Annotated in this window: 21 protein-coding genes and 1 tRNA gene; 17 read left to right on the plus strand and 5 right to left on the minus strand. The window is 63.2% G+C overall.

The genetic code is table 11. The features are described from left to right. Positions 1 to 33 precede the first annotated feature (33 nt). Positions 34 to 1,404, minus strand: a complete 1,371-nt coding sequence (locus tag DSM104443_RS08880; protein ID WP_171091388.1) for an acyl-CoA thioesterase/bile acid-CoA:amino acid N-acyltransferase family protein — start codon at positions 1,402 to 1,404, stop codon at positions 34 to 36. A 189-nt stretch (positions 1,405 to 1,593) separates the two neighbouring features. Between DSM104443_RS08880 and DSM104443_RS08885 the strand changes: the two genes are divergently transcribed. Beyond that, positions 1,594 to 3,477, plus strand: coding sequence for a hypothetical protein (locus tag DSM104443_RS08885; protein WP_171091390.1), 1,884 nt, complete (start codon positions 1,594 to 1,596; stop codon positions 3,475 to 3,477). Positions 3,478 to 3,485: 8 nt separating this feature from the next. After that, entirely contained in the window at positions 3,486 to 3,977 is a 492-nt protein-coding gene (locus DSM104443_RS08890; RefSeq protein ID WP_171091391.1) for an asparaginase domain-containing protein, read from the plus strand. Between the two features lie 452 nt (positions 3,978 to 4,429). Here the strand turns inward: DSM104443_RS08890 and DSM104443_RS08895 are convergent, their stop codons facing one another. Both DSM104443_RS08895 and DSM104443_RS08900 read right to left on the minus strand, forming a co-directional pair. Then, a complete protein-coding gene (locus DSM104443_RS08895; protein ID WP_171091393.1) occupies positions 4,430 to 5,263 on the minus strand; it encodes a 5'-3' exonuclease in 834 nt (277 codons plus the stop codon). Between the two features lie 10 nt (positions 5,264 to 5,273). Further along, positions 5,274 to 5,723, minus strand: coding sequence for a hypothetical protein (locus tag DSM104443_RS08900; RefSeq protein ID WP_171091395.1), 450 nt, complete (start codon positions 5,721 to 5,723; stop codon positions 5,274 to 5,276). A gap of 215 nt (positions 5,724 to 5,938) precedes the next feature. On the opposite strand from DSM104443_RS08900, the gene DSM104443_RS08905 reads away from it, so the two are divergent. The 13 genes from DSM104443_RS08905 to DSM104443_RS08965 all read left to right on the plus strand — a co-directional run bounded on the left by DSM104443_RS08905 (position 5,939) and on the right by DSM104443_RS08965 (position 16,135). Then, entirely contained in the window at positions 5,939 to 7,138 is a 1,200-nt protein-coding gene (locus tag DSM104443_RS08905; RefSeq protein ID WP_171091397.1) for a site-specific integrase, read from the plus strand. A 212-nt stretch (positions 7,139 to 7,350) separates the two neighbouring features. Further along, entirely contained in the window at positions 7,351 to 7,563 is a 213-nt protein-coding gene (locus DSM104443_RS08910) for a MerR family transcriptional regulator (RefSeq protein ID WP_171091400.1), read from the plus strand. Next, a complete protein-coding gene (locus DSM104443_RS08915; RefSeq protein WP_171091402.1) occupies positions 7,560 to 7,754 on the plus strand; it encodes a hypothetical protein in 195 nt (64 codons plus the stop codon). The genes DSM104443_RS08910 and DSM104443_RS08915 overlap by 4 nt, the downstream gene beginning before the upstream one ends. 113 nt (positions 7,755 to 7,867) lie before the next feature. Beyond that, complete coding sequence (locus DSM104443_RS08920) at positions 7,868 to 10,012, plus strand: VapE domain-containing protein (RefSeq protein WP_171091404.1); 2,145 nt, start codon at positions 7,868 to 7,870, stop codon at positions 10,010 to 10,012. Positions 10,013 to 10,943: 931 nt separating this feature from the next. Further along, the gene (locus tag DSM104443_RS08925; RefSeq protein WP_171091406.1) at positions 10,944 to 11,240 is read left to right on the plus strand and encodes a hypothetical protein; all 297 of its coding nucleotides are present in this window, start codon (positions 10,944 to 10,946) and stop codon (positions 11,238 to 11,240) included. After that, positions 11,237 to 11,971: a hypothetical protein gene (locus DSM104443_RS08930; protein ID WP_171091407.1), complete on the plus strand. Its 735-nt coding sequence runs from the start codon at positions 11,237 to 11,239 to the stop codon at positions 11,969 to 11,971. Before DSM104443_RS08925 ends, DSM104443_RS08930 begins: the two co-directional genes overlap by 4 nt. Beyond that, complete coding sequence (locus tag DSM104443_RS08935) at positions 11,968 to 12,231, plus strand: hypothetical protein (RefSeq protein WP_171091409.1); 264 nt, start codon at positions 11,968 to 11,970, stop codon at positions 12,229 to 12,231. Before DSM104443_RS08930 ends, DSM104443_RS08935 begins: the two co-directional genes overlap by 4 nt. Positions 12,232 to 12,254: 23 nt before the next feature. Beyond that, on the plus strand, positions 12,255 to 12,812 hold the full coding sequence (locus tag DSM104443_RS08940; RefSeq protein WP_171091411.1) for a hypothetical protein: 558 nt from the start codon (positions 12,255 to 12,257) through the stop codon (positions 12,810 to 12,812). Positions 12,813 to 12,832: 20 nt separating this feature from the next. Continuing rightward, the gene (locus DSM104443_RS08945) at positions 12,833 to 13,054 is read left to right on the plus strand and encodes a hypothetical protein (protein ID WP_171091413.1); all 222 of its coding nucleotides are present in this window, start codon (positions 12,833 to 12,835) and stop codon (positions 13,052 to 13,054) included. 6 nt (positions 13,055 to 13,060) lie between these two features. Then, on the plus strand, positions 13,061 to 13,321 hold the full coding sequence (locus DSM104443_RS08950; protein WP_171091415.1) for a hypothetical protein: 261 nt from the start codon (positions 13,061 to 13,063) through the stop codon (positions 13,319 to 13,321). A 50-nt stretch (positions 13,322 to 13,371) separates the two neighbouring features. Beyond that, on the plus strand, positions 13,372 to 14,580 hold the full coding sequence (locus tag DSM104443_RS08955; protein WP_171091422.1) for an XRE family transcriptional regulator: 1,209 nt from the start codon (positions 13,372 to 13,374) through the stop codon (positions 14,578 to 14,580). Continuing rightward, the gene (locus tag DSM104443_RS08960) at positions 14,581 to 15,063 is read left to right on the plus strand and encodes a DUF4411 family protein (RefSeq protein ID WP_171091425.1); all 483 of its coding nucleotides are present in this window, start codon (positions 14,581 to 14,583) and stop codon (positions 15,061 to 15,063) included. It abuts the gene before it with no gap. Between the two features lie 61 nt (positions 15,064 to 15,124). After that, a complete protein-coding gene (locus tag DSM104443_RS08965) occupies positions 15,125 to 16,135 on the plus strand; it encodes a hypothetical protein (RefSeq protein WP_171091426.1) in 1,011 nt (336 codons plus the stop codon). A 67-nt stretch (positions 16,136 to 16,202) separates the two neighbouring features. Here DSM104443_RS08965 and DSM104443_RS08970 read toward each other — a convergent pair. Further along, positions 16,203 to 16,278, minus strand: a tRNA-Arg gene (locus DSM104443_RS08970). A gap of 75 nt (positions 16,279 to 16,353) precedes the next feature. On the opposite strand from DSM104443_RS08970, the gene DSM104443_RS08975 reads away from it, so the two are divergent. Next, on the plus strand, positions 16,354 to 17,397 hold the full coding sequence (locus DSM104443_RS08975; RefSeq protein ID WP_171091427.1) for an NHL repeat-containing protein: 1,044 nt from the start codon (positions 16,354 to 16,356) through the stop codon (positions 17,395 to 17,397). 103 nt (positions 17,398 to 17,500) lie between these two features. Then, positions 17,501 to 17,848, plus strand: coding sequence for a hypothetical protein (locus tag DSM104443_RS08980; protein ID WP_171091428.1), 348 nt, complete (start codon positions 17,501 to 17,503; stop codon positions 17,846 to 17,848). Positions 17,849 to 17,855: 7 nt separating this feature from the next. On the opposite strand, the gene DSM104443_RS08985 is transcribed toward DSM104443_RS08980, so the two are convergent. Continuing rightward, on the minus strand, positions 17,856 to 20,444 hold the full coding sequence (locus tag DSM104443_RS08985; RefSeq protein ID WP_171091430.1) for a TRAP transporter permease: 2,589 nt from the start codon (positions 20,442 to 20,444) through the stop codon (positions 17,856 to 17,858). Positions 20,445 to 20,457: the final 13 nt, after the last annotated feature.

A 20,457-nucleotide genomic window follows, 5' to 3' on the forward strand; every position in this document is an offset into this window, starting at 1 on the left:
ATTGGGGACCTCCACTAGTTGCCGCGTAGTTTGTCAGGGCGTCCCGCCGAGCGCACGGCGCAGGAATTCGATCGTGCGCGTCCAGGCCTCGGCTTGCGCCCGCGCATTCGCTTCGGGTGTTCCGCCGGTCTTCCGCAATCCGGTGTTGTAAGTCGTCGTGGGCGCATAGCCGGTGTCGTAGAGCGAATGGCCTGCGTCGCGGAAGATCAACGCCTCCGTTTGCAATCCCGCGGCCTTGCGGCTCTCGACGATGTTCCGCGCCATCGCACCGGAGGGCCACATCTGGTCGTCGTCCGCGCCGATCACGAGGAGGGGCACGCGGATGCGTTCCACGGGCACCCGTGCCGGCGCCACGCGGTCCGGATACTTGGCCCGTCCTTGTTCAAACGTCCGGCGAAGGATGACCGGCTCCTGCCGCTCGAAGCCCTTCAACTCCTCCTCGTAGCCGACCAGCGGCACGAACGGCAGCGGCTTTCCTCGCAGCGAGAATGTCGAGCGCGTGCCGAGCTCGACACCGGGCCCCCAGCCATCCCACACGAGGTCGGAAGGGACGCTGGCAACGACCGCCGCCGGCCACTCGAGATGCGCGGCTCCAAGCAGCACGAGCAGCGCGCCCATCGACGTGCCATGCAGGGCGATTCGCTTTGAATCGACTTCGGGACGCGTCGCGAGCCATGCCCGCGCGCGATCGAGCGTTTCCACGGGCATGTCGGCCCACTCGGCCGGAAGAGCGGGGATCTCGCGCGTACCCGTGCGTGAGTCCGGTGGGGAGAACACGGGCAGCGCGAGCACTGCGAAACCGTGCGATGCCAGCGGGGCGGCGGCGGTCGTCACGAGCGAGCCGCCTTCCGAGCCGCCGATGACCACGATGGCCGGGCGCTTCTTCGTGCCAGGAAGGGTGGCGAATACCGCGCCCGGCAGGGAGTCGACGGCGATCGTCAGCACTTCCGGCAGTGAAGGCACGAGACGGACGCGGGACGTGGCTTGTTGTTTCGTTGCGATGTGCAGCTCGAACCGGACTTCGCTCGTGTCCACGGACCCCGGCTCCGCACGTTCGACTCCCGCCAAGGGCTGCATCGACCAGAACGGGCCACGGGGATCGGCTCCGACGTAGGTGCCCCTCAACGAAGGCGCCGTGCGGAGATCGACACGACCGTCGTCGTCGGCCTTGAACACCGCCTCCGATCGAAACAGGCGGGGCCGCGGGCGCTGGGTCGATACCGGCGCAAACCAGCGTTGCGCGGAAAGCGTGACCTCGCTGCGCGGTGGAACTCCGGCGATCGAAAGATGGATGGCGTTGCCATCGAGCACGACGGGGCCGGGCTCGATTCGGATCACGGGTTCGGCGGCCGCGGTGAAGGCGGCGAACGCTCCCAGCGCGGCGATGGTTCTCAGCGTCGTCATGCGGTTCGGCCGGATTGCCTTCGGTTTCGACTTCGTTCAGATTGGCGGCCACATGAAGACGACGGCCCACTGTTTTCTGATCCTTTTCACCTGCGCCGGTTCAGCCGCGGCCGAAGAGGAGATTCCCGTCGAATACTACGACGTCCGGGCATGCGACCGATGTTCGATATTTTTCGTAAGATGAGGGCCATGCGATCCCTCTTCGCGTTCCTGGCCCTGGCGTGCGCCCCTTGCGTGGCATCGGCCTTGATGTCGATCCGGATGAACGAGCCGGTCAACTCGCTTCCCGTGAACTACGGGATCTCGGGGCCGTTCTCGGTGACCGTGCTGGACGGCGGCCGGCCGAAGGCCGGGGTCCTCGTCGATTTCTCTTCGGGCTCGTGCCCGGGTTTCACCGGACCCAATATCGGCGCCCTGACCGATGCCAACGGCCGCGCAAGCTCGCCCTCCATGGGAGGTGTGAGTTCCCAGCCGGGTACTTGCGAGGCTACGGCCTGGCTGTCGAGCGATCCGACCGTCTCCGCGACCTTCCGCATCGTGATCTATCGCGGGGCGGACGTCATGATCACGCCGTTCTCGGTGGAGTCGTACTTCGGGGAAACCTTCGAGATCCCGGTCCAGATCACGGACAGGCTTGGACGCACGCTGGGCGGCAACACCATCAGCGTCGTGCCCGACGGCGTCGATTCGGAGGTGATCACGGAAGGGCTCCTGTTCAAGACGGATTCCGAGGGCCGCTACACCATTCGCGGGAAGAACCGCTCGAATACGCCGGGCAGCTATCGGCTTCGCCTCAATTTCAATTCCGAGAACAACTCCCCGCCGCACGTGATCCAGATGACGCAGAAGGTGCGTCCACCGTCGCCACCCCCCTCGGGAGGAAACGGGAGCGGCACCGTCGCGATCGCTTCGGCTTCAGGCGCGGTGACGCGCGTGCGGGCATACCAGGAACACCCCAATGCCCCACCGTGCTCGATCTCGAACGCACGGCGGATCGAGCCCGGCTCTTCTTCGAATCCGGACATTGCCGCGCTTCCCGCGGATGTTCGCCAGGTCGGCTTTGCCGTGGCCTTCGAGATCGATTGCAGGCCCAACGCGACGCCGCCGATCGTGCGCATCGAGCTCCCCGAGGATTTGCCGGCGCGCGGGAGCATCTACACCTACGGCAATACCTTCCTGACCGAAACGAAGTTCTGGAAGCCCTTCTACACCCGGGTGATCGATCGGCGCACCCTCGAGACGACCATGATCGACGGGCAAGGAGCCGATACCAATGCCAGCCCGTTCCCTGATGGAATCATTCGAGTGTTTGCGGCCTTCGGCGTAGGGAAAACCTTTCATGACATGTGGTGGGGAGGTCCCGAGCAGAATGGGTGGGGCCTGAGCTATGCGCAGCACGGCACCGCGATTTTCGGTGCGCTGTTCGTCTATGACGATACGGGCGCGCCGACCTGGCACTTGGTGCAGGGAGCGGATGGGTTCTTCGCGCCGACCTCGCGTCGAGGCGCGGGGCTTCGATACCTCCCGACGGGCTCGCCGTACTTCGCCTATGATCCCGCACGCTTCGCGGTAGGTCCGGACATCGGCACGGTTTCCCTGGAGGAATTCGGTGCCGGAGGGATGTCGCAACTGACGATCAGCGCGCTGGAAGGGCAGGTCTTCAAGCCGATATTCACCGTACCCGTGATGCGTCACGAATTCGGCCGGCCCGGTAGTGCCACCTATCCCGACGTGAGCGACATGTGGTGGGCCGGCCCGAGCCAGAACGGCTGGGGCCTCGCGATCCACCAGCGCGACTCCGTCCTGTTCTCCGTCTGGTACACGTACGACGCGGCGGGCAACCGTACGTGGTTCGCGATGCCCGATGGGACATGGACGGCGCCCGACACGTATGCGGGCCGCGTCTACCGCACGAGGAGCTCGGCCTGGCTGACGGGTTCGTACGATGCCTCGCAGTTCAAGGCCACCGACGTGGGTTCCTTCGAGCTGCGGTTCGCGGGCGACAACGTGACCTTCACGTATGACGTCGAAGGGCATCGCGGCTCGCACGTGCTTTCGCGCTTGTCCTTCTAGTCCGAGCCATGACGGCATCGCGAATCATCGTTACGGGCGGCACGTTCGACAAGCAGTACGACGCGATCAAGGGCGAGCTGACCTTTGGCTCGACGCACTTGCCTGCGATCCTGGAGCAGGCGCGATCGACGATCCCGATCGCCATCGAGGTCAACCAACTGATCGACAGCCTCCACATGACCGCCGAGGATCGCGTGCGTGTGCTGGAGGCATGCCGTGCAGCGCCCGAGCAGGCGATCGTCGTGATCCACGGAACGGACACGATGGCCGAGACGGCCCGAGTGGTGGGTGAGGCAAAGCTCGGCAAGGTCATCGTCTTCACCGGCGCGATGATTCCCTACGCGGTCCAGGGTTCCGACGCCTTGTTCAACCTGGGGTTTGCACTGGCGAGCGCCCAAACCCTGGCGGCCGGCGTTTACGTGGCGATGAACGCGCGGATCTTCGCCTGGGACAAGGTGCGCAAGGACAAGGTCGACGGCGTTTTTGTGCCCGGCCCTTAGCTGGGGACCTCGGCGAGCGCTCTTTGCGGAAGCGATCTCCCACTTTTCGGGCGCCAAGTGGTATTACTACATCTCGTGCTCGCCGACGGTATCGTCTTGCCAACGGTAGCAGAGCAGACCCTGAACGGGTGTGCGGCACGTCACAGGGACAGATCGGCCCCTCATGCCTGACCACATGTTCGAATGCGAAGTGAAGAAGCAATTCCTCGTCGGGGAGAGGAGGGTATGGCGCTGGACTTCGGTGCCTGTCACGAAGGTCTTCGACGCCGCGCCCCAGCACGTCCGCTGCTTGTATTGCCACGGTGCCGTCAGGGTGCACAAGCAGAAGGTTGCCCATGGCCCCCAGGACCACGTCGAGCACACGTCGAGGACGGACTCGGAGGGATGCCCAGCCGGACACTACTTCCTGGGGAAGCCGCGCCTCTCGTCAGAACCCGTCAAATAAGCACTGGCTATCGTGCCGCCGCCTTGCAGCATCGCTCGAACAGCTTCGGATCGCCGATCTTTTCCGCCATCGCGGCAAACGCATCGGTGGGTCCGCGCCAGCGCAACTCGTCCACGTTGTCGAACAAGCGCGCATCGCGCCGCAACGTCGCGAGCTTCTTGAACAGGAGTGCCTGTTCCCGGTTCCCTCCCAACACGTCGGGCGGAAAGTCCTCGAGGGCTCCATGCTTCGCGATGAGCCGTGCGGCTCCAACGCGTCCGATGCCTTCGATCCCGGGATAGCCGTCCGCGGTGTCGCCGACCAGCGCGAGGAAGTCCGGAATGCGCTCGGGATCGACGCCGTACTTCGCGCGCACACCGGCGGCATCGAGGATCGTGTTCGCCTTGCGCAGCACCTGCACCACCCGGCTGCCTTGCACGCACTGCGCGAGATCCTTGTCCGGCGTCCAGATGCAGACCTGCCCGACGCTCTCATCTGCAGCCGCCAAGTGCGCTGCCGACGCGAGCGCGTCGTCCGCCTCCAGTTCCACCATGGGCCAGACGGTAACTCCCATCGCGTCGAGCGCGTGCTCCAGCGGGGCGAATTGCTTCCGCAACGCCGGCTCGATGCCCTCGCCGGTCTTGTAGTCCGGCCAGAGCGCGTTCCGAAACGATTCGATGACGTGGTCGGTGCCGACGCCGACATGGGTCGCGCCCTTTTCCATCATCTCGAGGATCGAGTGCAGCACGCCGGCGACGGCGCCGAGGGGTGCAGGGCCGTTCTTCTCGAAGCGCAGGCGCCCATAGAACTGGCGGTACAGCTCGTAGGTGCCGTCGATGAGGTGGACGGAAAGTGGTGGCATGGGGCCGCGGCTATGGCGTGAACAGGAAGCGGCTGTCGTCCTTGCGGCAGGGCGCCAGCAACTTGCCGTCGGGGACGGCGGGGGCCGCGCATTTCCACGCGATGCCGGCGCCCGATGCGACGGGCGTGAGATGGACCACCGCACGGTCGTGGCGCTCGCCCAGCGTGATGTGGACGATCCCGTTCGTATCCATCGCGACGGAACGCAAGCCGTTCGCGGCCGGCGGTGGGGGCATCGTCCCCTGGCCGAGCAGCGCGCGCTCGACTTCGAGGCGCCACGGGCCGAGGTCGTAGAGGATCGATGCGATCTCGTTGCGCGTCCTGCTGCTGTAGTGGTACGAAATGGACGCGTAGAACGGAAGCACGACGACCGGCCCGACAACCAAGGTGATGAGCAGGCGCCGGCGCCACGGCCGGTCGGCAGCGGCGGCAATCGGGTCGGTGTGCAAAGGACTCTCCACGGTGCGCGCTCCTGCGTATGAGAGTGGCGCCCCGAACACGAATCGAACGTGCGACCTGCCCCTTAGGAGAGGGTTTTATGCACTTACCGATTCGCTCTGAGCCGCCGGTTTCATAGTGAAGATGTGAGCAAGCTGCGTCCGGTTGTGTCCCGGTAAGTGCTAGTATGTACGCCATTCTGCACTTACGGTGCACTTACGGAAAAGGGTCCACGGCAATGGCGTTGAAGATCAACAAGACGGCGGTGAAGGAGGCGAAAGCCGGTGACAAGCCGCAAGAGTTGAGGTTTGAGGATGGGTTGATTCTGCGCGTCCAACCGAGTGGCGTGCGCACCTATTACGTGGAAGTGGCGCGCGGCAAGCGCGTGCGCATCGGCCGCGTGGGCACCGTAACCCCTGCGATGGCAGCGGAGGCCGCGAAAAGACTCTCCGTGAAGGTGATGGGCGAGGGCGTTGAGGCGGTGATGCCCGTGCGCGCCATCACGTTGGAAAAATTCATCGCGGATGTTTATGAGCCCTTCGTGGAGCACGAGCATCGGCGCGGCAAGCGCACCGCCGAGGATTTGCGCCGCAGTTTCGCTGACCTGTTGAGCACAAAGCTTGACCGCATCACCTCGCGTGAGCTTGATGCGTGGGTGCGTGGACGCCGGGAGGATGGCGTGAAGGCCGCCACCATCGCGCGAGAGGCAAATCAATTGCAAGGCGCACTTCGCTTCGCGGTAGAGCGCAAGCACCTGAAGGTGTCTCCCTTCGACACGTGGAAAGCGCCCAACGTGCCGCAAGGCAACGTGGAGCGCTACCTCACCACGCAGGAGAAAGCCGCTATTCGCAAGGCGCTTTCAGACCGGGACCGCCAACAAGCGCGCGAGCGTGCGAGTGCGAACAAGTGGCGGCGCGAGCGCCGTTATCCCGAGCTTCCCATGGTTGCAGATCACGTAATGCCAATGGTGCTCGTGCTGCTCAACACAGGCATGCGCTATGGCGAGGTTGTCAAGTTGGAATGGCAAGCGGTGAACCTAACCACGCGCACGATTACTGTAGTGGGTGAAAAGGCAAAGGCCGGGCGCGGAAGAATCATTCAGTTGAATGATGAGGCGCTGAAGGTACTCACCACGTGGCGGGCCCTCACCAATCGCACGACCGGGCTTGTGTTTCAGTGCGATGGCGAGCCCATCAAGTCCATAAAGACGGCTTGGAAAACGATCAAGAAAATGAGCGGTGTGGAAAACGTGCGCATTCACGACCTGCGGCACGACTTCGCTAGCAGCATCGTGCAACGCGGCGGAAGCGTCTACGTGGTGCAGAAGTTGTTGGGGCACGGCAACGTTTCGCAGACGATGCGATATGCGCACCTCGCGGATGAGCAGGCCGCCAAGGCCGTGGCGTTGCTTGATGGACACAAGCGCGGCGGCCGATGAGGGAAGGGGTGCTTGCACCCCATTAGTTTTCTCAATCGCGGATTTTGCGAGTTAGCAATCCGCAGCACATCGCATCACACCGCATAGCACCGCATCACGTTGCAACCTTCGCACGTGGCACTTTCAATTGGCGTTTTTCTGTCGCTGCTTGGTACCGTGTGAGTCCCTGCGTACACCGAAACACGGTGAGACGCACTCACACGGGAAGCGTCATGCACACCAAGCTGAAGTCACCCTCGCGCCCGCGCCGCATCGCGCTCACCGTTGAAGAAGCACTTGAAACGGGCGCGTTCAACAGCCGCACTCACCTGTACAACGCCCTCAAGGATGGCGAGGTGAAAAGTTGGAGGGCGGGCAAGCGGCGCAAGATTTTGGCCGACAGCATTGACGCCTACGTGGCGCGAAAGCTTCGGGAGGCCGCGTGAAAGGCCCCGCGCTCAACAAGCTGATGACCTCGCGGCAACTACGCCGAAGCTTGAAGCGCTCGCGCGACGGCCTGCTGCGTATTCAACTGCCGCCACGACTCGGCAATGCGTTCAACACGGTGCGCGCGCCAATCACGGGCCTTCTGCCCATTGCAGACCCACCGGAAATAAAAACCCCGCCACACCTCTGAGGCGGGGTAGGACTTCCCCAATGGAGCACCGCGAGCAGTCCAAGGCTAGTCCACCCGTGGGCCTATCCGCAAGCGTTAGGGCCATTTCCGCTCTCTATTCGTTGGACGCGGGCATGCCGCGTGAACCGTGGTTCAAGGTGTGTTGCGCGTGCAAAGACGCGGGCGTTGGTGAGGATGAATTTCTCAAGTGGTGTGAGCAGGGCGCGAACTTCAACCGCGCCGATGCGATAGCCGCATACCGAAACGCGAAGCCCATGGCGGGCGGTGTCACCTCGGCCACGCTCTTCATGATGGCGCGGGATTCCGGATGGGACCCCGAGCGTGCGCACGGTGGTAACGGTGCGAGCGGTGTGCGCAACGCGCACGCCAGGGCGAGCGCGCCGCTACCGAAAGAGGAACCGCCGCCCACGGACCCGCGCCCTGTGTGGGATGCGTGCCAAGAGGTGCACGTGCATCCGTACACAACGCGCAAGAAAATCGGCACGCATGGTGCGCGCGTGAACGCCACCGGGTGGCTCGTGGTGCCGTATCACAACCGTGAGCGGCAACTGCAAACGCTCCAATACATCGCAGCGGACGGCACCAAACGATTCCTTGCCGGTGCCAAGGCCAAGGGCTCGGTGTGCATCGTGGGCGAGTTGAGCGGAGCGCACACCGTGTGCGTGGCCGAGGGCTTCGCTACCGCGTGCGCGATCAACGAGGCGAGCGGCATGCCGGTGTTGGTTTCGGGCTCGCGCGTCACGATGCCCGAAGGCGCACTAATTGCCCGCCATTTCGCACCAAACGCGGCCATCGTGATCTTTGCGGACAGGGGTGACTTGTCTGTACCCATGGAAGCGGCGCGTGCCGTGCAGGGGCGCCTAGCGCTTCCCGGGCCTGAGGATTCACAGGACGGTTATGACGCGGCGGATTGGATCATTGAGGGTGCTACGCCCGCCGAGGTGCGCGCGCGGATCGAGCAGGCCGAGCCTGTCCCCCCGCTTCCTTCAACGCACACCAATGCACACACTGCACGCAACGTGATCGCGGCGGCACGCGATGCGGAACCCGGCACTGTCGGCCCGTACCTCGTTGATGGAAGGCGCAACATCCTTCCGAATCTCACCAACGTGCGCACCTTCATCGCGGCCGGTGGCATCGGCGAGTTGAGGGAGGATCGCTTCACCGGTGAGGTGGTTTGGAACGGCAAGCCTTTGCAGGGCGAAAGTGCCTTTTCGGAAATCACGGTGGCACTGCAAAGCGCGGTGATAGAGGCGCGCCGCCCGTTCATGAAAGTCACCACGCCCTTAGTGCAAGAGGCCGCAATGATGGCTGCCACCGCCGACCCCTTTAACTCGGCGGCCGATTGGCTCGCCACGTTGCCCCACGATGGCACCGAGCGCACGCCGCGATTCCTCGCGGACGTGTGCGACCTTGAGGCCACGGACTACTTGCAAGGCGTGAGCAAGTATTTTTGGCTCGGCATGGCGCTACGCATGGTGCATCCCGGCGCGCAGGTGGACAGCATCATCACGCTCGTGGGCCCGCAGGGAATCGGCAAGTCATCGCTCGCGCGCATCGTGGGCGGTGAGTATTACGGGGCCGTGGGCCTCGGCGATATTGGCTCAAAGGATTGGTGTCTCTCGCTGCGCGGCAAAATACTCGTTGAGCTTGATGAGTTGAGCGGGCATTCACGCGCGGAGCTAGAGAACACCAAGGCGGTGCTCACGCGGCCGACAGACAACTATCGCAAGCCATACGGCAAGACCACGGTTGCGGTGCCACGCACGTGCGTGATGATGGGCACCACCAATGAAAAGCAATTCTTAATGGACACGTCGGGCAATCGCCGATGGTTTCCGGTGCAGTGCAAGCGCCCATTTGCCTTGGACGTTGCGCGGGCTTTGAGGTTGGCATGCTTCGCCGAAGCGTATGCCCTTGTGAAGCAAGGACTACCCGACACGTGGCACACGGTGGCCGGTGCGGAGGGCAAGCAGGCCGAGCACACAGCACCTGACCCGTGGGTTGATGCATTGGATGAGCGCTTGCGCGACTCACAGGCGAACCCGGGCGAGTTGCCTACGGAAATCACCAACAACGCGCTCTACCGGGCGTTGGGCATCCCGGCCGAGCGGCAAACAGGCGGCTACACCGGGAAGCGCCTGACCGCCGTGATGCGGACCTTGGGATACGGCCGAGGTTGGGTGGATAACCCGAGCGGGAAGGGCAAGCAACAGCGCGGGTTCATCCTCGACAGCGAGGGCGGCGATGCCGAGTGATCGGGCACGGTCCCGCAACAGTGCAGCAACACTAGGCTCCTTCGCAAGCGCCCCGCTGCTGTGGTGCCATCGCGGTTACAACAGTTGGCTACCGTGGGCAACGGTAGATGAAATCGGAACCGTTGCCGACTGTAGCAACAGTAGCAACAGTAGATTTCTAGAAACTAGTGAGAATGTGATTATTGTAGATATACGCGCGCGCGTAGTACGTGAATGCACGTTGCGGGAAGTGTTGGGCATTCCAACCGTTGCTACTGTTGCACTGTTGCTGAGGCCGGGGCAGGCAGGCACGGTGGGGGGTTCCCGCAAAAGTGCAGCGCCTCGCCCAACGAGCGGGGCCCGCCCACGAATAACCTATCGAGGCGCGAAAGCGGCAACTCCGATCCCCGCCGATGACCGTGCCCGAGGTGGTGAATCTCACCAAGTGCCGCGCGCGGGTGCTCCATGACTGCCCGGCAACGCAGCACCACAGGGGTGGCCCGCGACCTTGAGCACATCAAGCAGGCGCATGCGCTCGCGCTACCGCTCACCGAGCCCGCCACCGTGGAGCACGCGCGCTTGTCGGCCGCCTATCTCGGGAGCCTGCCGGGTGATGAACGCTCGCGCCCTGGCGCGCGCGCACTCGCCGCGACCGCCGCAACGATCACGTTAGCCATTGACCACCTCGCCCGTGAATTGGCATTGCGTGGCGCAGTCTGTCCTGACGGTTCGGCACATCCGCTCACGCGGAGCCTCGTTTCCCTAACGTCAGCGCAGATTGCGTGCCTTCGTGCGATGCGCGCTCTACCCACGCTAGACGCGCGCGTCATTCGCAACTGTGCCACGTTGGAGGCGCACTTCCGGGGCGGTGACTTGCAGCACCCCGCTAGCGCTACGCATCCACCGGTGGATTGGGTCAGTCAACTCAACGATGAGGGGAAGCGAGGTACACATGAGCAATGAAATCACCTCCCACGGTTTCACCGCCGCCGAGGTTGGGCAAATCATGGGCGGACCGATGCCGCCAAAGGACGAACCCGAGCAGCGCCGTGCCTATGCCGAGCTTGCCCGCATCCGTCTGCGCAAGTTTGATCACAAGCGCTTTCTCGTGGCGAGCCTGCTGCTAGATGCGCCGGACGACTTGCTAGACGAGTGGGCCGCCATGTCGCACGAGGAAACGCTACGGCAGCGCGCCATTGCACTGCGCGAGCGCGCGCAATCAACCATCAACCGGGAGGATCAAGCATGAGGATTCCCACCTTCACCGTTTCAGGACAGGTGCGCACCGTGGGGTGCGCCGCGCCTATTGCCATCGCCAAGCACGCGCGCACGCGCTTTGCCGCGCTTGATGAAATGGATGACTCGGCGCAAATCACGCGCACGCTTGTTGAGGGCTGCCATGCGCTCGTGGACGCCGCGCGCGCCGCGAAGGCGTTGGACGATGTGCACGCGACCCTCGTTGATATGCGGCGGGCCCTTGATGGCGATGCCGGGTGCGAGCTTCGGCACGATGCCGTGCGCGAGGCGCGTGACCTGCGCCTGCGCCGTGATGCCGTTCGGCGCGCCGCACCGGATCACGAAGTGGCGAGCCTTGATGAACTCGGGGAAGAGTTGAGCGCTGCTACCGGCAAGGTACTCACCGCACGCGAAGCCGCATGGGATGCCACGCACGAGGCAGGCCGCGTTGCGGCGTGGACCCTTCACCCGGCGCTTACTCGGTGCTCGGATGTGGGCATGACGTTGCGCGTGGCTGCGCGTGCAGGCCTGCTGCCGCCCACGATAGACCGCAACCTGGCCTTCGGCCCGGTAGCGGATCGCAACGCTCCCGAGGGCACGCCCGCACGCAACAGCGCCGATGCATTGGCGTGCGTCCTGCTCGCAAGTTGTGATGCCAACAAAGACCGGCGCGCCGAAGAGCAGCGCGTTGGGCGTGAGCTAGTGGCGCGAATCACTGCACTCATTGCGGAGGAACTCGCATGAACGATATGGAGCGAAGAATCTACGACAACCTCGGCACTGTGCTGCGCGAGAGATTCGCGGAAATAGAAAAGCAGGTGAACCGCACCGATCGCGCGGCAAATCTCATCAAGACCGTGGAAGGCTTGCGCATTGATGAGTCCATCGCGGGCCTGCGCAGTTGGCTCTACACGATTGCGCATAAACGCTCGGCGCTTGTTGACGCGCGCACGAGCACGCCCGCGCCGTGGCTCGCCGAGTTGGACGCGGGAGGCTCGCCATGAGGCACTTGAGCTCTACGCACGAAGTGCTGCACATCGTTGATGCCGCCGCGGCCCTCGCCACAATGCCCGGGGTGTCTAGCGCACTCGTGAAGGCGCATATCCACTTTGAGGATGATGACCCCATGGGGAACGCTCATGTGGCCTTCACGTTTATGAAGCCCGCGTACACGAGGGAACTAAGTGCACAGGAAAAGCGGCGCGTGCTTCAGTGTTGCGCGTGCGGCCCGTTGGGATTTTTTCGGAGCCGCGAGCAAATCGGGATGGCAATTCTCGAGGGCCGCCAACGTGAGCAAATGTCAGAGGTTGACTGCAAGCTTGCCGGGGACATTTCCGCGATTGATCAATTCGTCATGGGAGCGGTGGCCTTTGATTGGCTCACCCTCTACGGCCACCGCATCGGGGAGTTGCACAAGCTGCTCACCTCGTGGGCGGTACGGTTCCACGGCCCGCTAGCCATCCCCGTTTCCGCCGTTTGCCCGCCCGAGCTTGCGGGAAGGCTCTTGCGCAATGCGCGTGCTCAGGTGCCGCATTGCCTGCCACCGGCGGCAACATTTTTGCGCATTGCGGGAGTGGCGGCATGAGCGCTAGCCGTGTGATTCCCGTGACCATCATCAACAAGCATCCCATTTCAGAGGAGTCGGACACCATGAACCTCACCACGGACCCGCTGCCCGCCGAAGTTGTTGCCGCTGCTCGACGCGCGGGCTTCATCGTCCGCCCAAGCGCGGTGCCGGATTGCTTTGACCTGTACCGCGAGGACGGCACGGTAAGCGCGGCCTGCGTTTCGCGCGAGAGTGTGGAGACAGCCGCGCGCGCATGGTGAGGTGACGTGGCAGCACCGATAAACCTCCCTCTCTTCGTGCAGGTTCTGCCGAGCGGCGGCCGCGTGCCGACCATTGCCCGGCCGCTCGGGCGAGACATTGCTACGCCGGGTGAACTGCTCGGCCCGGCATTGCCGCCGCGCTACGGCATGATCACTCGTGGGGCTTTCAACGAGGATTCGCTGACACGGCGCGGATGGACCCCGGATGCCGCCGCCGCTGCTGTGGGTGTATCCGCGTGGGGCGTGAATTGGTGGGGAAAGGTCTGACGGCCGAGGGGGTCCTTTGCGGTTGGCATCCCCCGCCCACATAATGGCTAATGGCTACGCGCGTGAGGGCCCGGGTAAAGGGCCAATTACTGATTTGGGCGCGGGAAAGCGTCGGACTCTCGCCGAGCGCTGTTGCCAAACGGCTTAAGGTCAAGCCGGAAGTTATTGAGGCGTGGGAGGCGAATTCCGCCGCACCCACCGTCAAGCAACTTCAAAACCTCGCGGACCTCTACAAGCGCCCGCTAGGCGTTTTCTATCTCGCCGAGCCGCCGCTTTCATTCCAACCGATGAAGGACTTTAGGCGCATGCCCGGCAGAGGGATGCGCACTCTGTCCTATGAGTTGGCGCTTGAGATTCGCCTCGCCCACCAACAGCGGCTGCTAGCGATTGAACTTGCCGAAGAGTCGGGCGAGCCACCACCGCCGTTCACGCCTCGCGCCACGCTCGCCGACGATCCTGAGAGAGTTGGCCTGCAAATTCGTGAACTGCTAGGGGCCACCGAGGACGATAGGACGCATTGGGCTTCCGACAAGGAAGGGTACACGGCACTCAATACGTGGCGAGCCCGGATTGAAAAGATTGGCGTGCTTGTTTTTCAGGCTCAACGTGTTTCTTCGGATGAGGCCTCAGGATTTGCGATCGCGGAATCGCCCATGCCCGCGATAGTGGTGAGCCGCTCGGATACACCTCGGCGACGGACGTTCAGCCTGCTTCACGAATTCGCGCACCTGATGTTGCGAGTTAGTGGAGTTTCGGAAATTGACGTGGATGCTGCGCGCCCTCCCGAGGACCTGGCCGTAGAAGTTTTCTGCAATCGCGTTGCGTCCGCAGTGCTGATGCCGCGTGACCTATTTGTTGCTGAGGCTATCATCCGCACGCATCGCTCCGGCCCGGAGAGTTGGAGTGATGAGGACATTACGAACCTGTCGCACCGATATGGCGTGAGCAGAGAGGTTGTGGTGCGGAGAATGCTCACGTTCAACTTAACCACTCAGCGTTTCTACACGACGAAGCGCGAGCAATACAAAAAAGCGTTTGAGACGTGGACGCGCGAGAAAAAGGCGAAGATGCGCGCGAGCAAGAAGCAGTTTGCCAAGAATCCTCCGCGCGATGCTCTATCCAATCTCGGGCAACCACTCGTTAGGCGAATTCTTGAGAGCTACTACCAAGATCGCTTGTCGCTTAGTGACGTATCGAGCTATCTCGGAATTCGCGCGAGGCACGTTGAGAAGTTAGAGAGCATGGTGGGTGGCCCGTAAGTGGCGGCGAATCCCTCCTACAGCATTGACACAAGCTCGCTGATTCATGCGTGGCGGCGAACCTATCCGCCTAGGAACTTCCCGCTTTTTTGGAAGTACCTTCACGAACTCGGCGAGGAAGGAAGGCTGTTTTCTTCCGCCGAGGTGCTTCGTGAGCTCAAGAAAAAAGATGATGAGTTGCACGATTGGTGCAAGAAGCGCTCCGGTTGTTTTCTACCCATTGACGATGACCAACAATCGCACGTGTCCGAAATCATGACTAAGTATCCGCGCCTTGTGGACACTGCGACGGGCCGCTCTGCTGCCGACCCCTTCGTGATTGCGGTGGCGCGCATGCGTGATCCGCGCCTTATCGTGGTGTCAGAGGAAAACAAGGGGAAGCTCAACTCCCCCAAAGTGCCTGACGTGTGCGCGGGAGAGGGCATTCAATGTATTCAGCTAGTGAAGCTGATCGAGACTGAGAATTGGGTCTTTAGCGGATAGCAGCGGAAACTCGGCGCACGTATTTTGAATTTTCCGTGGCCCCTCACGACACGACCAAGGCATGGAACCGGAAATCCTCTCGATAGCGTCGTACTTGGGTCTTTGGTTCGTGGTGTACAGAGCCATTCGGTTTCTGTTTGACAGGGCCGAGGCCGACGCCTCTCCCGCCATGCGGACCGATTGGATACGTTGGATTCATAGAGACACGCCGCAACGGGTGGTCAATCGACTGCCCAAGATGTTCATCGAGACATTTGACAGGCTGTTTGGTTACCGTGCATTTAGTTTTGGCTTTTTCCTTCGCTCGTCTGTTGTTACGGTGGTCGCTCTTAGCATGTTGCTTTTGGCTTGGGCGGCGTTCCGCCCGGATCAGGCCGTGCAGGCTGCAGTGGTGTTGGTGAAGCGGGATGGCTCGCTATTGGGTTTGTTGTTGGCGATAGTCCTGTGGCTCATCTTCGCAACGCTATTGAACGTCATTCCCGACTACCTTTCTGTCGTCAAGAGTAGGGCGCTCATCGGTGCAGCAGCACGTACCTCATCATCAACAAAATTCGTAGGACTTGTACTTGCGGATATCGCCTTGAGCGCGTTGTTGGGACTCCTAGCCACCGCGCTTGTCGCATACGTTGTTTGGTTGTTCTTCCCGTTCTATCTGCCGAATTTTGGTAGTAGCTGGAAAGCAATTTCCACCAACTTAAACTTCAGCTTCATTACCTTCCAAGACTTCCTAGACATCCTTTCCCTTAAGGCAAACCCCGGCATACAAATGACGTGGGTTTTTTTTGATTCGGCGGGAGTGAAGCAGGGCGAGTGGAAGGAAACGGGCGGCAACCTCGTACCGATTGGTGTGAATTTCTATGCCACCTTCTTTACCACCTTGTGGATGGGCATTTTTATGAGCGCGACTAGTTGGGTTCGTATCTACCCGCGAGCGCTAGCGATTGGCGATTGGTTTCGCCGCGCATTCAATGTGAATGAAAAGCCCTTCCAATCCTTGGGAACGATGATTGCGGTTTGGGCGAGCGTTGGATTTTTGATCGGGCTAGTTCTGCTTCTTGTGGCGCGGTTCTAGCATTGCACTTACCGCGCACTTACGCCGATGAGGCGGGACCGTCATTCGTCGTAAGTATTTGATTTATTGGCGCCCCGAACACGAATCGAACGTGCGACCTGCCCCTTAGGAGGGGGCTGCTCTATCCACTGAGCTACCGGGGCGCTGCGGGCGAAATTATCGCATGCACGCCCTTGTAGGACGAAGGAACCGCGCGCGTCGCAGCCTGTCTTCAAACCATGGGGATCTCGCGCACCTCGATGAAGTGGCTTGCAGCGGCAACCATGGCGGTGGCCGTGTCGAGTTGCGGGGGCGATGGCGGCAATGACGGCCCGCCGCCACCCCCACCGCCCGTCGTGACGCTGGAGTCGGTTGCCGTGGTCGATGGCCGTCACATGGCGGCGGATCGATCCGGAAACTTGTACACGTTCGGACCTACGGGCAACGGGTTGGAGTTCGTCGTCACGAAGATCACACCCTCCGGCGCGATCGTTCGGCTGTTCGTTGTGGTGGCCAATCCCGGGGCCATAGCGACGGACGCGGCGGGCAACGTGTATGTCGGCGACAACCAGTTTTGCTCCGGGATCGGCGACTGCACGCGCAACCCCGTCTCGATTTTCCAGAAGATCGCGACCGACGGCACCGTCACTCCGATCCCGGTCGTGAAGAGCAGCGACCAATCGGATATGGACATCCGGCATGTCACCGGCATCGCAGTCGACGCTGCGGGCTCCCTCTATTTTTCCGATGGGGGGCGCGCGACGATTCGCAAGCTCACTCCGGATGGCGACCTCACCGCGGTCGCGGGAATGCCCGGCGTGTCGTACGAGGCCGACGGCGTCGGGCGTGAGGCACGCTTCGCCAATCCGGTCGGCATCGCCATCGATGCGGCAGGAAATCTCTTCGTGGGCGACACCGGGGGCAACACCATCCGCAAGGTGACGCCGACGGGAATCGTGACGACTGTCGCCGGCTTGCCCTTCGTCTCGGGCTACGTCGATGGCCCGCCGTCGATTGCGACCTTCCGCGTCCCGTACCAGGTGGCCGTGGACGCCCGCGGCAACGTGTATGTCGCCGACGGCGGCAGCGCGCTGATCCGAAAGGTGTCGCCGGCCGGCGTTGTTTCCACGGTGGCCGGCACGGGCGGAGTCCTGGGCTTCCAGGCGGGACCCGCACCGGGCGTGATCGACCGCCCGTACGGCATTGCGATCGTGGGCAACGACCTGTTCTTCACGCAGGCCGCGCGAATCGCCGCCGCGCGCAACGCAGCCTCGCCGCAATGACTTTTGTCACAAATCACCGGTAAGCATCGTTGTTGGTCCCGTTCAGGACCGACCTCCCTCGCAGGGTGTTAGCTGGGGGTGTCCCACATCCCGGGAGTTGCCGATGCGTATCGCCGCGTTGTCGCTGTGCCTGTCCGTGCTCGTCGCCCCGTCGGCCTTCGCCGGCCTGACCCAGGACGACATGACGCGGGTGATCTCGAGGCTTGACCTCGAACGGATGCGAAGCGAGGCGCACGCCCGCTGCGTGACCGACGTGCCGGCGGCGATCGAGTGGCTGCGCGATCCGATCATCGACCAGTATTGCCTTTTGCGTCACGGTGCGACGCGCAAGACCGGTCTCTTCCTCGGCGTGCGGCTCTCGGTGGAGCTCGAGCACGACGGCAAGACGGCCCAGGCGGCGATCGTCGACCAGTTGCTCGACGTGCAGGAAGCGTCGAACGAAGGGCGCTGAGCCTCGATCAGGCGGCGGCGACCCTTCGAATTCGCCGCCCCTGGAGGAACCACACCAGCCACGCGATCAGCGCCGCGGGGATGAACACCCAATGCGGCGACGGGCGCTGCGGGTTCGGCAGCTTCAGCTCGACGATCTTCGAGCCCTGTTCCACGCCCAGTTTCTTCGCGCGGCTGCCGAACCTCACGTTGGCGACCGTGAGCTCGTTGCCGAGCTGCGCGAGCGTGACGCCGGCATTCTTGATCTTCTCGCGGCCGTCCTTGCCTTCGCCCATCGGGATGGCGACGGTCTTGCGGACTTGCTTGCCCTCGATGTTCTCGCCCGCCGTGGACACTACGAGCCACTCGTCGGTGGCGAGCTTGTCGGCCACCTCGTAGATGCGGCTCGGTATGGCCGGCACGTACTCGGGCTGGATCATGTCGACCACGTAGTCGGGCCGGAAGAACAGGAACGTCGCGGCGAGCAGCAGCACCACCTCGAGGATCGTGCACTTGGTGCGGAAATAGAACATCGTCGCCGCCGCGAAGAGCAGCGAGGCCGTGGTGGCGGAGAGGCACACGAAGAAGATGTCCCACCACGTCGCCACGCCGATCAGCAGGATCTGCGGGTTGAAGATGAAGACGAACGGCAGCAGCGCCGTCCTCATGCTGTACCACGTGGCCTGCCAGCCGGTTGCGTTGGGGTCGGCGCCGGAGATCGCGGCGGCCGCGTAGGACGCGAGGCCCACCGGCGGCGTCACGTCCGCCATGATCCCGAAGTAGAAGACGAAGAGGTGCACGGCGATGAGCGGGATCACGAGGTCGCTTCGCGCGCCCAGCTCCACGATCACCGGCGCCATCAGCGTGGCGACCAGGATGTAGTTCGCGGTGGTCGGCACGCCTGCGCCCAGGAGCAGGCAGATCACGCCCGTGAGGATGAGCATCAGCAACACGTTGCCCGCGGAGATGAGCTCGACGAAGTCCGTCATCATCAGGCCCATGCCGGTGAGCGTGATCGCGCCCACGATGAGGCCCGCGGAGGCACACGCGACACCGATGCCGATCATGTTGCGGGCGCCCAGCACGAAGCCCTTCCACAGCGTGGCGAGGCCCTGCTTGAAGCCGGCGGCGATCGTGCCCGTCTTGCGGAAGAAGTTCACCAGCGGCGGCTGGATCACCACGAGCGCCATCGAGGTGGCCGTCGCCCAGAAGGCGGACGTGCCCGGCGAGAGCTCTTCCACCATCAGGCACCAGAGCAGCACGACGATGGGAATGAAGAAATGCAGGCCCGCGCGCACGGTGGGCCACGGCCGCGGCAACTTGAAGAGCTTGGCGCCCGGCTCGTCGATCGGAAGGTCCGGATAGCGCGACGAATAGGCGAGCAGGCCCAGGTAGGCGCCGAACGTGAGGATCGCAAGTGCCCAGGTGGCGTTCTCGCCGAAGACCCAGCGCACGGCCACGATCGAGTACCAGACGGCGCCGAGCGCGATCACCGTGCCGGCGATGCCCATGCCCCAGCCGATGATGCGGTCCTTCCACGTCACCTCGTAGCCGCGCGGGATCGGCTGCAGGTCGTACTTCAGCGCCTCGAGGTGGACGATGTAGAAGAGCGCGATGTACGAGATCACCGCGGGCAGCAATGCGTGCTTGATGATGTCCGTGTACGGGATGCCCACGTACTCGACCATCAGGAAAGCCGCGGCGCCCATCACCGGCGGCATGATCTGCCCGTTGATCGACGAGGCGGCCTCGATGGCGCCGGCCTTCACGCCCGAATAGCCGGTGCGCTTCATCAGTGGGATCGTGAAGATGCCGCCGGAGACGACGTTCGAGACCGACGAGCCCGACACCACGCCGTTCAGCGCCGAGGAGACCACGGCCACCTTCGCCGGCCCGCCGCGCAAATGGCCGAGGAGGGCGAGCGACACCTGCAGCATGTAGTTGCCCGCGCCCGCGAGGTCGAGCAGCGTGCCGAACAGCACGAAGAGGAAGATGAACTGGACCGAGACGCCGATCGCGACGCCGTACACGCCCTCCGTCGTGAGCCAGAAATGCGAGACGAAGCGAGAGAGCGAGGCGCCCTTGTGCGCGATCACGTCCGGCATGAAAGGCCCGGCGAAGACGTAGAGCAGGAAGAGCCCCGTCGTGATGAGCATGCCGAAGCCCATCGCGCGGCGCGTGGCTTCCAGCATGATGATCACGCCCGTGAGGCCTACCGCGAGGTCCATCGTCGTGGGCTTGCCCGGACGCGTGGCGAGATCGTTGTAGAAGAGGAAGAGATAGGCCGCGCAGAAGCCGCCCACGACCGCGAGAACCCAATCGGTCCAGGGCACGACGGTGCGCGACGACTTCTTGAATGCCGGAAAGGCGATGAACGCGAGGAAGACGGAGAACGCGAGGTGGATCGCGCGCGCTTCCGTGTCGTTGAAGATGCCGAAGCCGAAGACGAACGGGAGCGGCGAGGCGTACCAGACCTGGAACAGCGACCACATCGCCGCGACGATCGCGAAGAAGGCCCCGACCTTGCCGACCGGTTCACGTCCGCCGAGGTCGGCTTCCTTCACCAGCTGGTCGAGCTCCTCGCTCGATGCAGCCACCGCAATCGGCTCTACGGCCATGTGCATTCCCCAG

It is taken from the genome of Usitatibacter rugosus, assembly GCF_013003965.1.
GTDB classification, from domain to species: Bacteria; Pseudomonadota; Gammaproteobacteria; order Burkholderiales; family Usitatibacteraceae; genus Usitatibacter; species Usitatibacter rugosus.

What these genes read in the sequence shown, in the direction of transcription:
- DSM104443_RS08975 (WP_171091427.1), top strand. Translation starts at nt 16,354, where the DNA reads ATGGGGATCTCGCGCACCTCGATGAAGTGGCTTGCAGCGGCAACCATG.
- DSM104443_RS08935 (WP_171091409.1), top strand. Translation starts at nt 11,968, where the DNA reads ATGAACGATATGGAGCGAAGAATCTACGACAACCTCGGCACTGTGCTG.
- DSM104443_RS08880 (WP_171091388.1), bottom strand. Translation starts at nt 1,404, where the DNA reads ATGACGACGCTGAGAACCATCGCCGCGCTGGGAGCGTTCGCCGCCTTC.
- DSM104443_RS08930 (WP_171091407.1), top strand. Translation starts at nt 11,237, where the DNA reads ATGAGGATTCCCACCTTCACCGTTTCAGGACAGGTGCGCACCGTGGGG.
- DSM104443_RS08985 (WP_171091430.1), bottom strand. Translation starts at nt 20,444, where the DNA reads ATGGCCGTAGAGCCGATTGCGGTGGCTGCATCGAGCGAGGAGCTCGAC.
- DSM104443_RS08965 (WP_171091426.1), top strand. Translation starts at nt 15,125, where the DNA reads ATGGAACCGGAAATCCTCTCGATAGCGTCGTACTTGGGTCTTTGGTTC.
- DSM104443_RS08895 (WP_171091393.1), bottom strand. Translation starts at nt 5,263, where the DNA reads ATGCCACCACTTTCCGTCCACCTCATCGACGGCACCTACGAGCTGTAC.
- DSM104443_RS08920 (WP_171091404.1), top strand. Translation starts at nt 7,868, where the DNA reads ATGCCGCGTGAACCGTGGTTCAAGGTGTGTTGCGCGTGCAAAGACGCG.
- DSM104443_RS08885 (WP_171091390.1), top strand. Translation starts at nt 1,594, where the DNA reads ATGCGATCCCTCTTCGCGTTCCTGGCCCTGGCGTGCGCCCCTTGCGTG.
- DSM104443_RS08910 (WP_171091400.1), top strand. Translation starts at nt 7,351, where the DNA reads ATGCACACCAAGCTGAAGTCACCCTCGCGCCCGCGCCGCATCGCGCTC.
- DSM104443_RS08925 (WP_171091406.1), top strand. Translation starts at nt 10,944, where the DNA reads ATGAGCAATGAAATCACCTCCCACGGTTTCACCGCCGCCGAGGTTGGG.
- DSM104443_RS08890 (WP_171091391.1), top strand. Translation starts at nt 3,486, where the DNA reads ATGACGGCATCGCGAATCATCGTTACGGGCGGCACGTTCGACAAGCAG.
- DSM104443_RS08905 (WP_171091397.1), top strand. Translation starts at nt 5,939, where the DNA reads ATGGCGTTGAAGATCAACAAGACGGCGGTGAAGGAGGCGAAAGCCGGT.
- DSM104443_RS08955 (WP_171091422.1), top strand. Translation starts at nt 13,372, where the DNA reads ATGGCTACGCGCGTGAGGGCCCGGGTAAAGGGCCAATTACTGATTTGG.
- DSM104443_RS08980 (WP_171091428.1), top strand. Translation starts at nt 17,501, where the DNA reads ATGCGTATCGCCGCGTTGTCGCTGTGCCTGTCCGTGCTCGTCGCCCCG.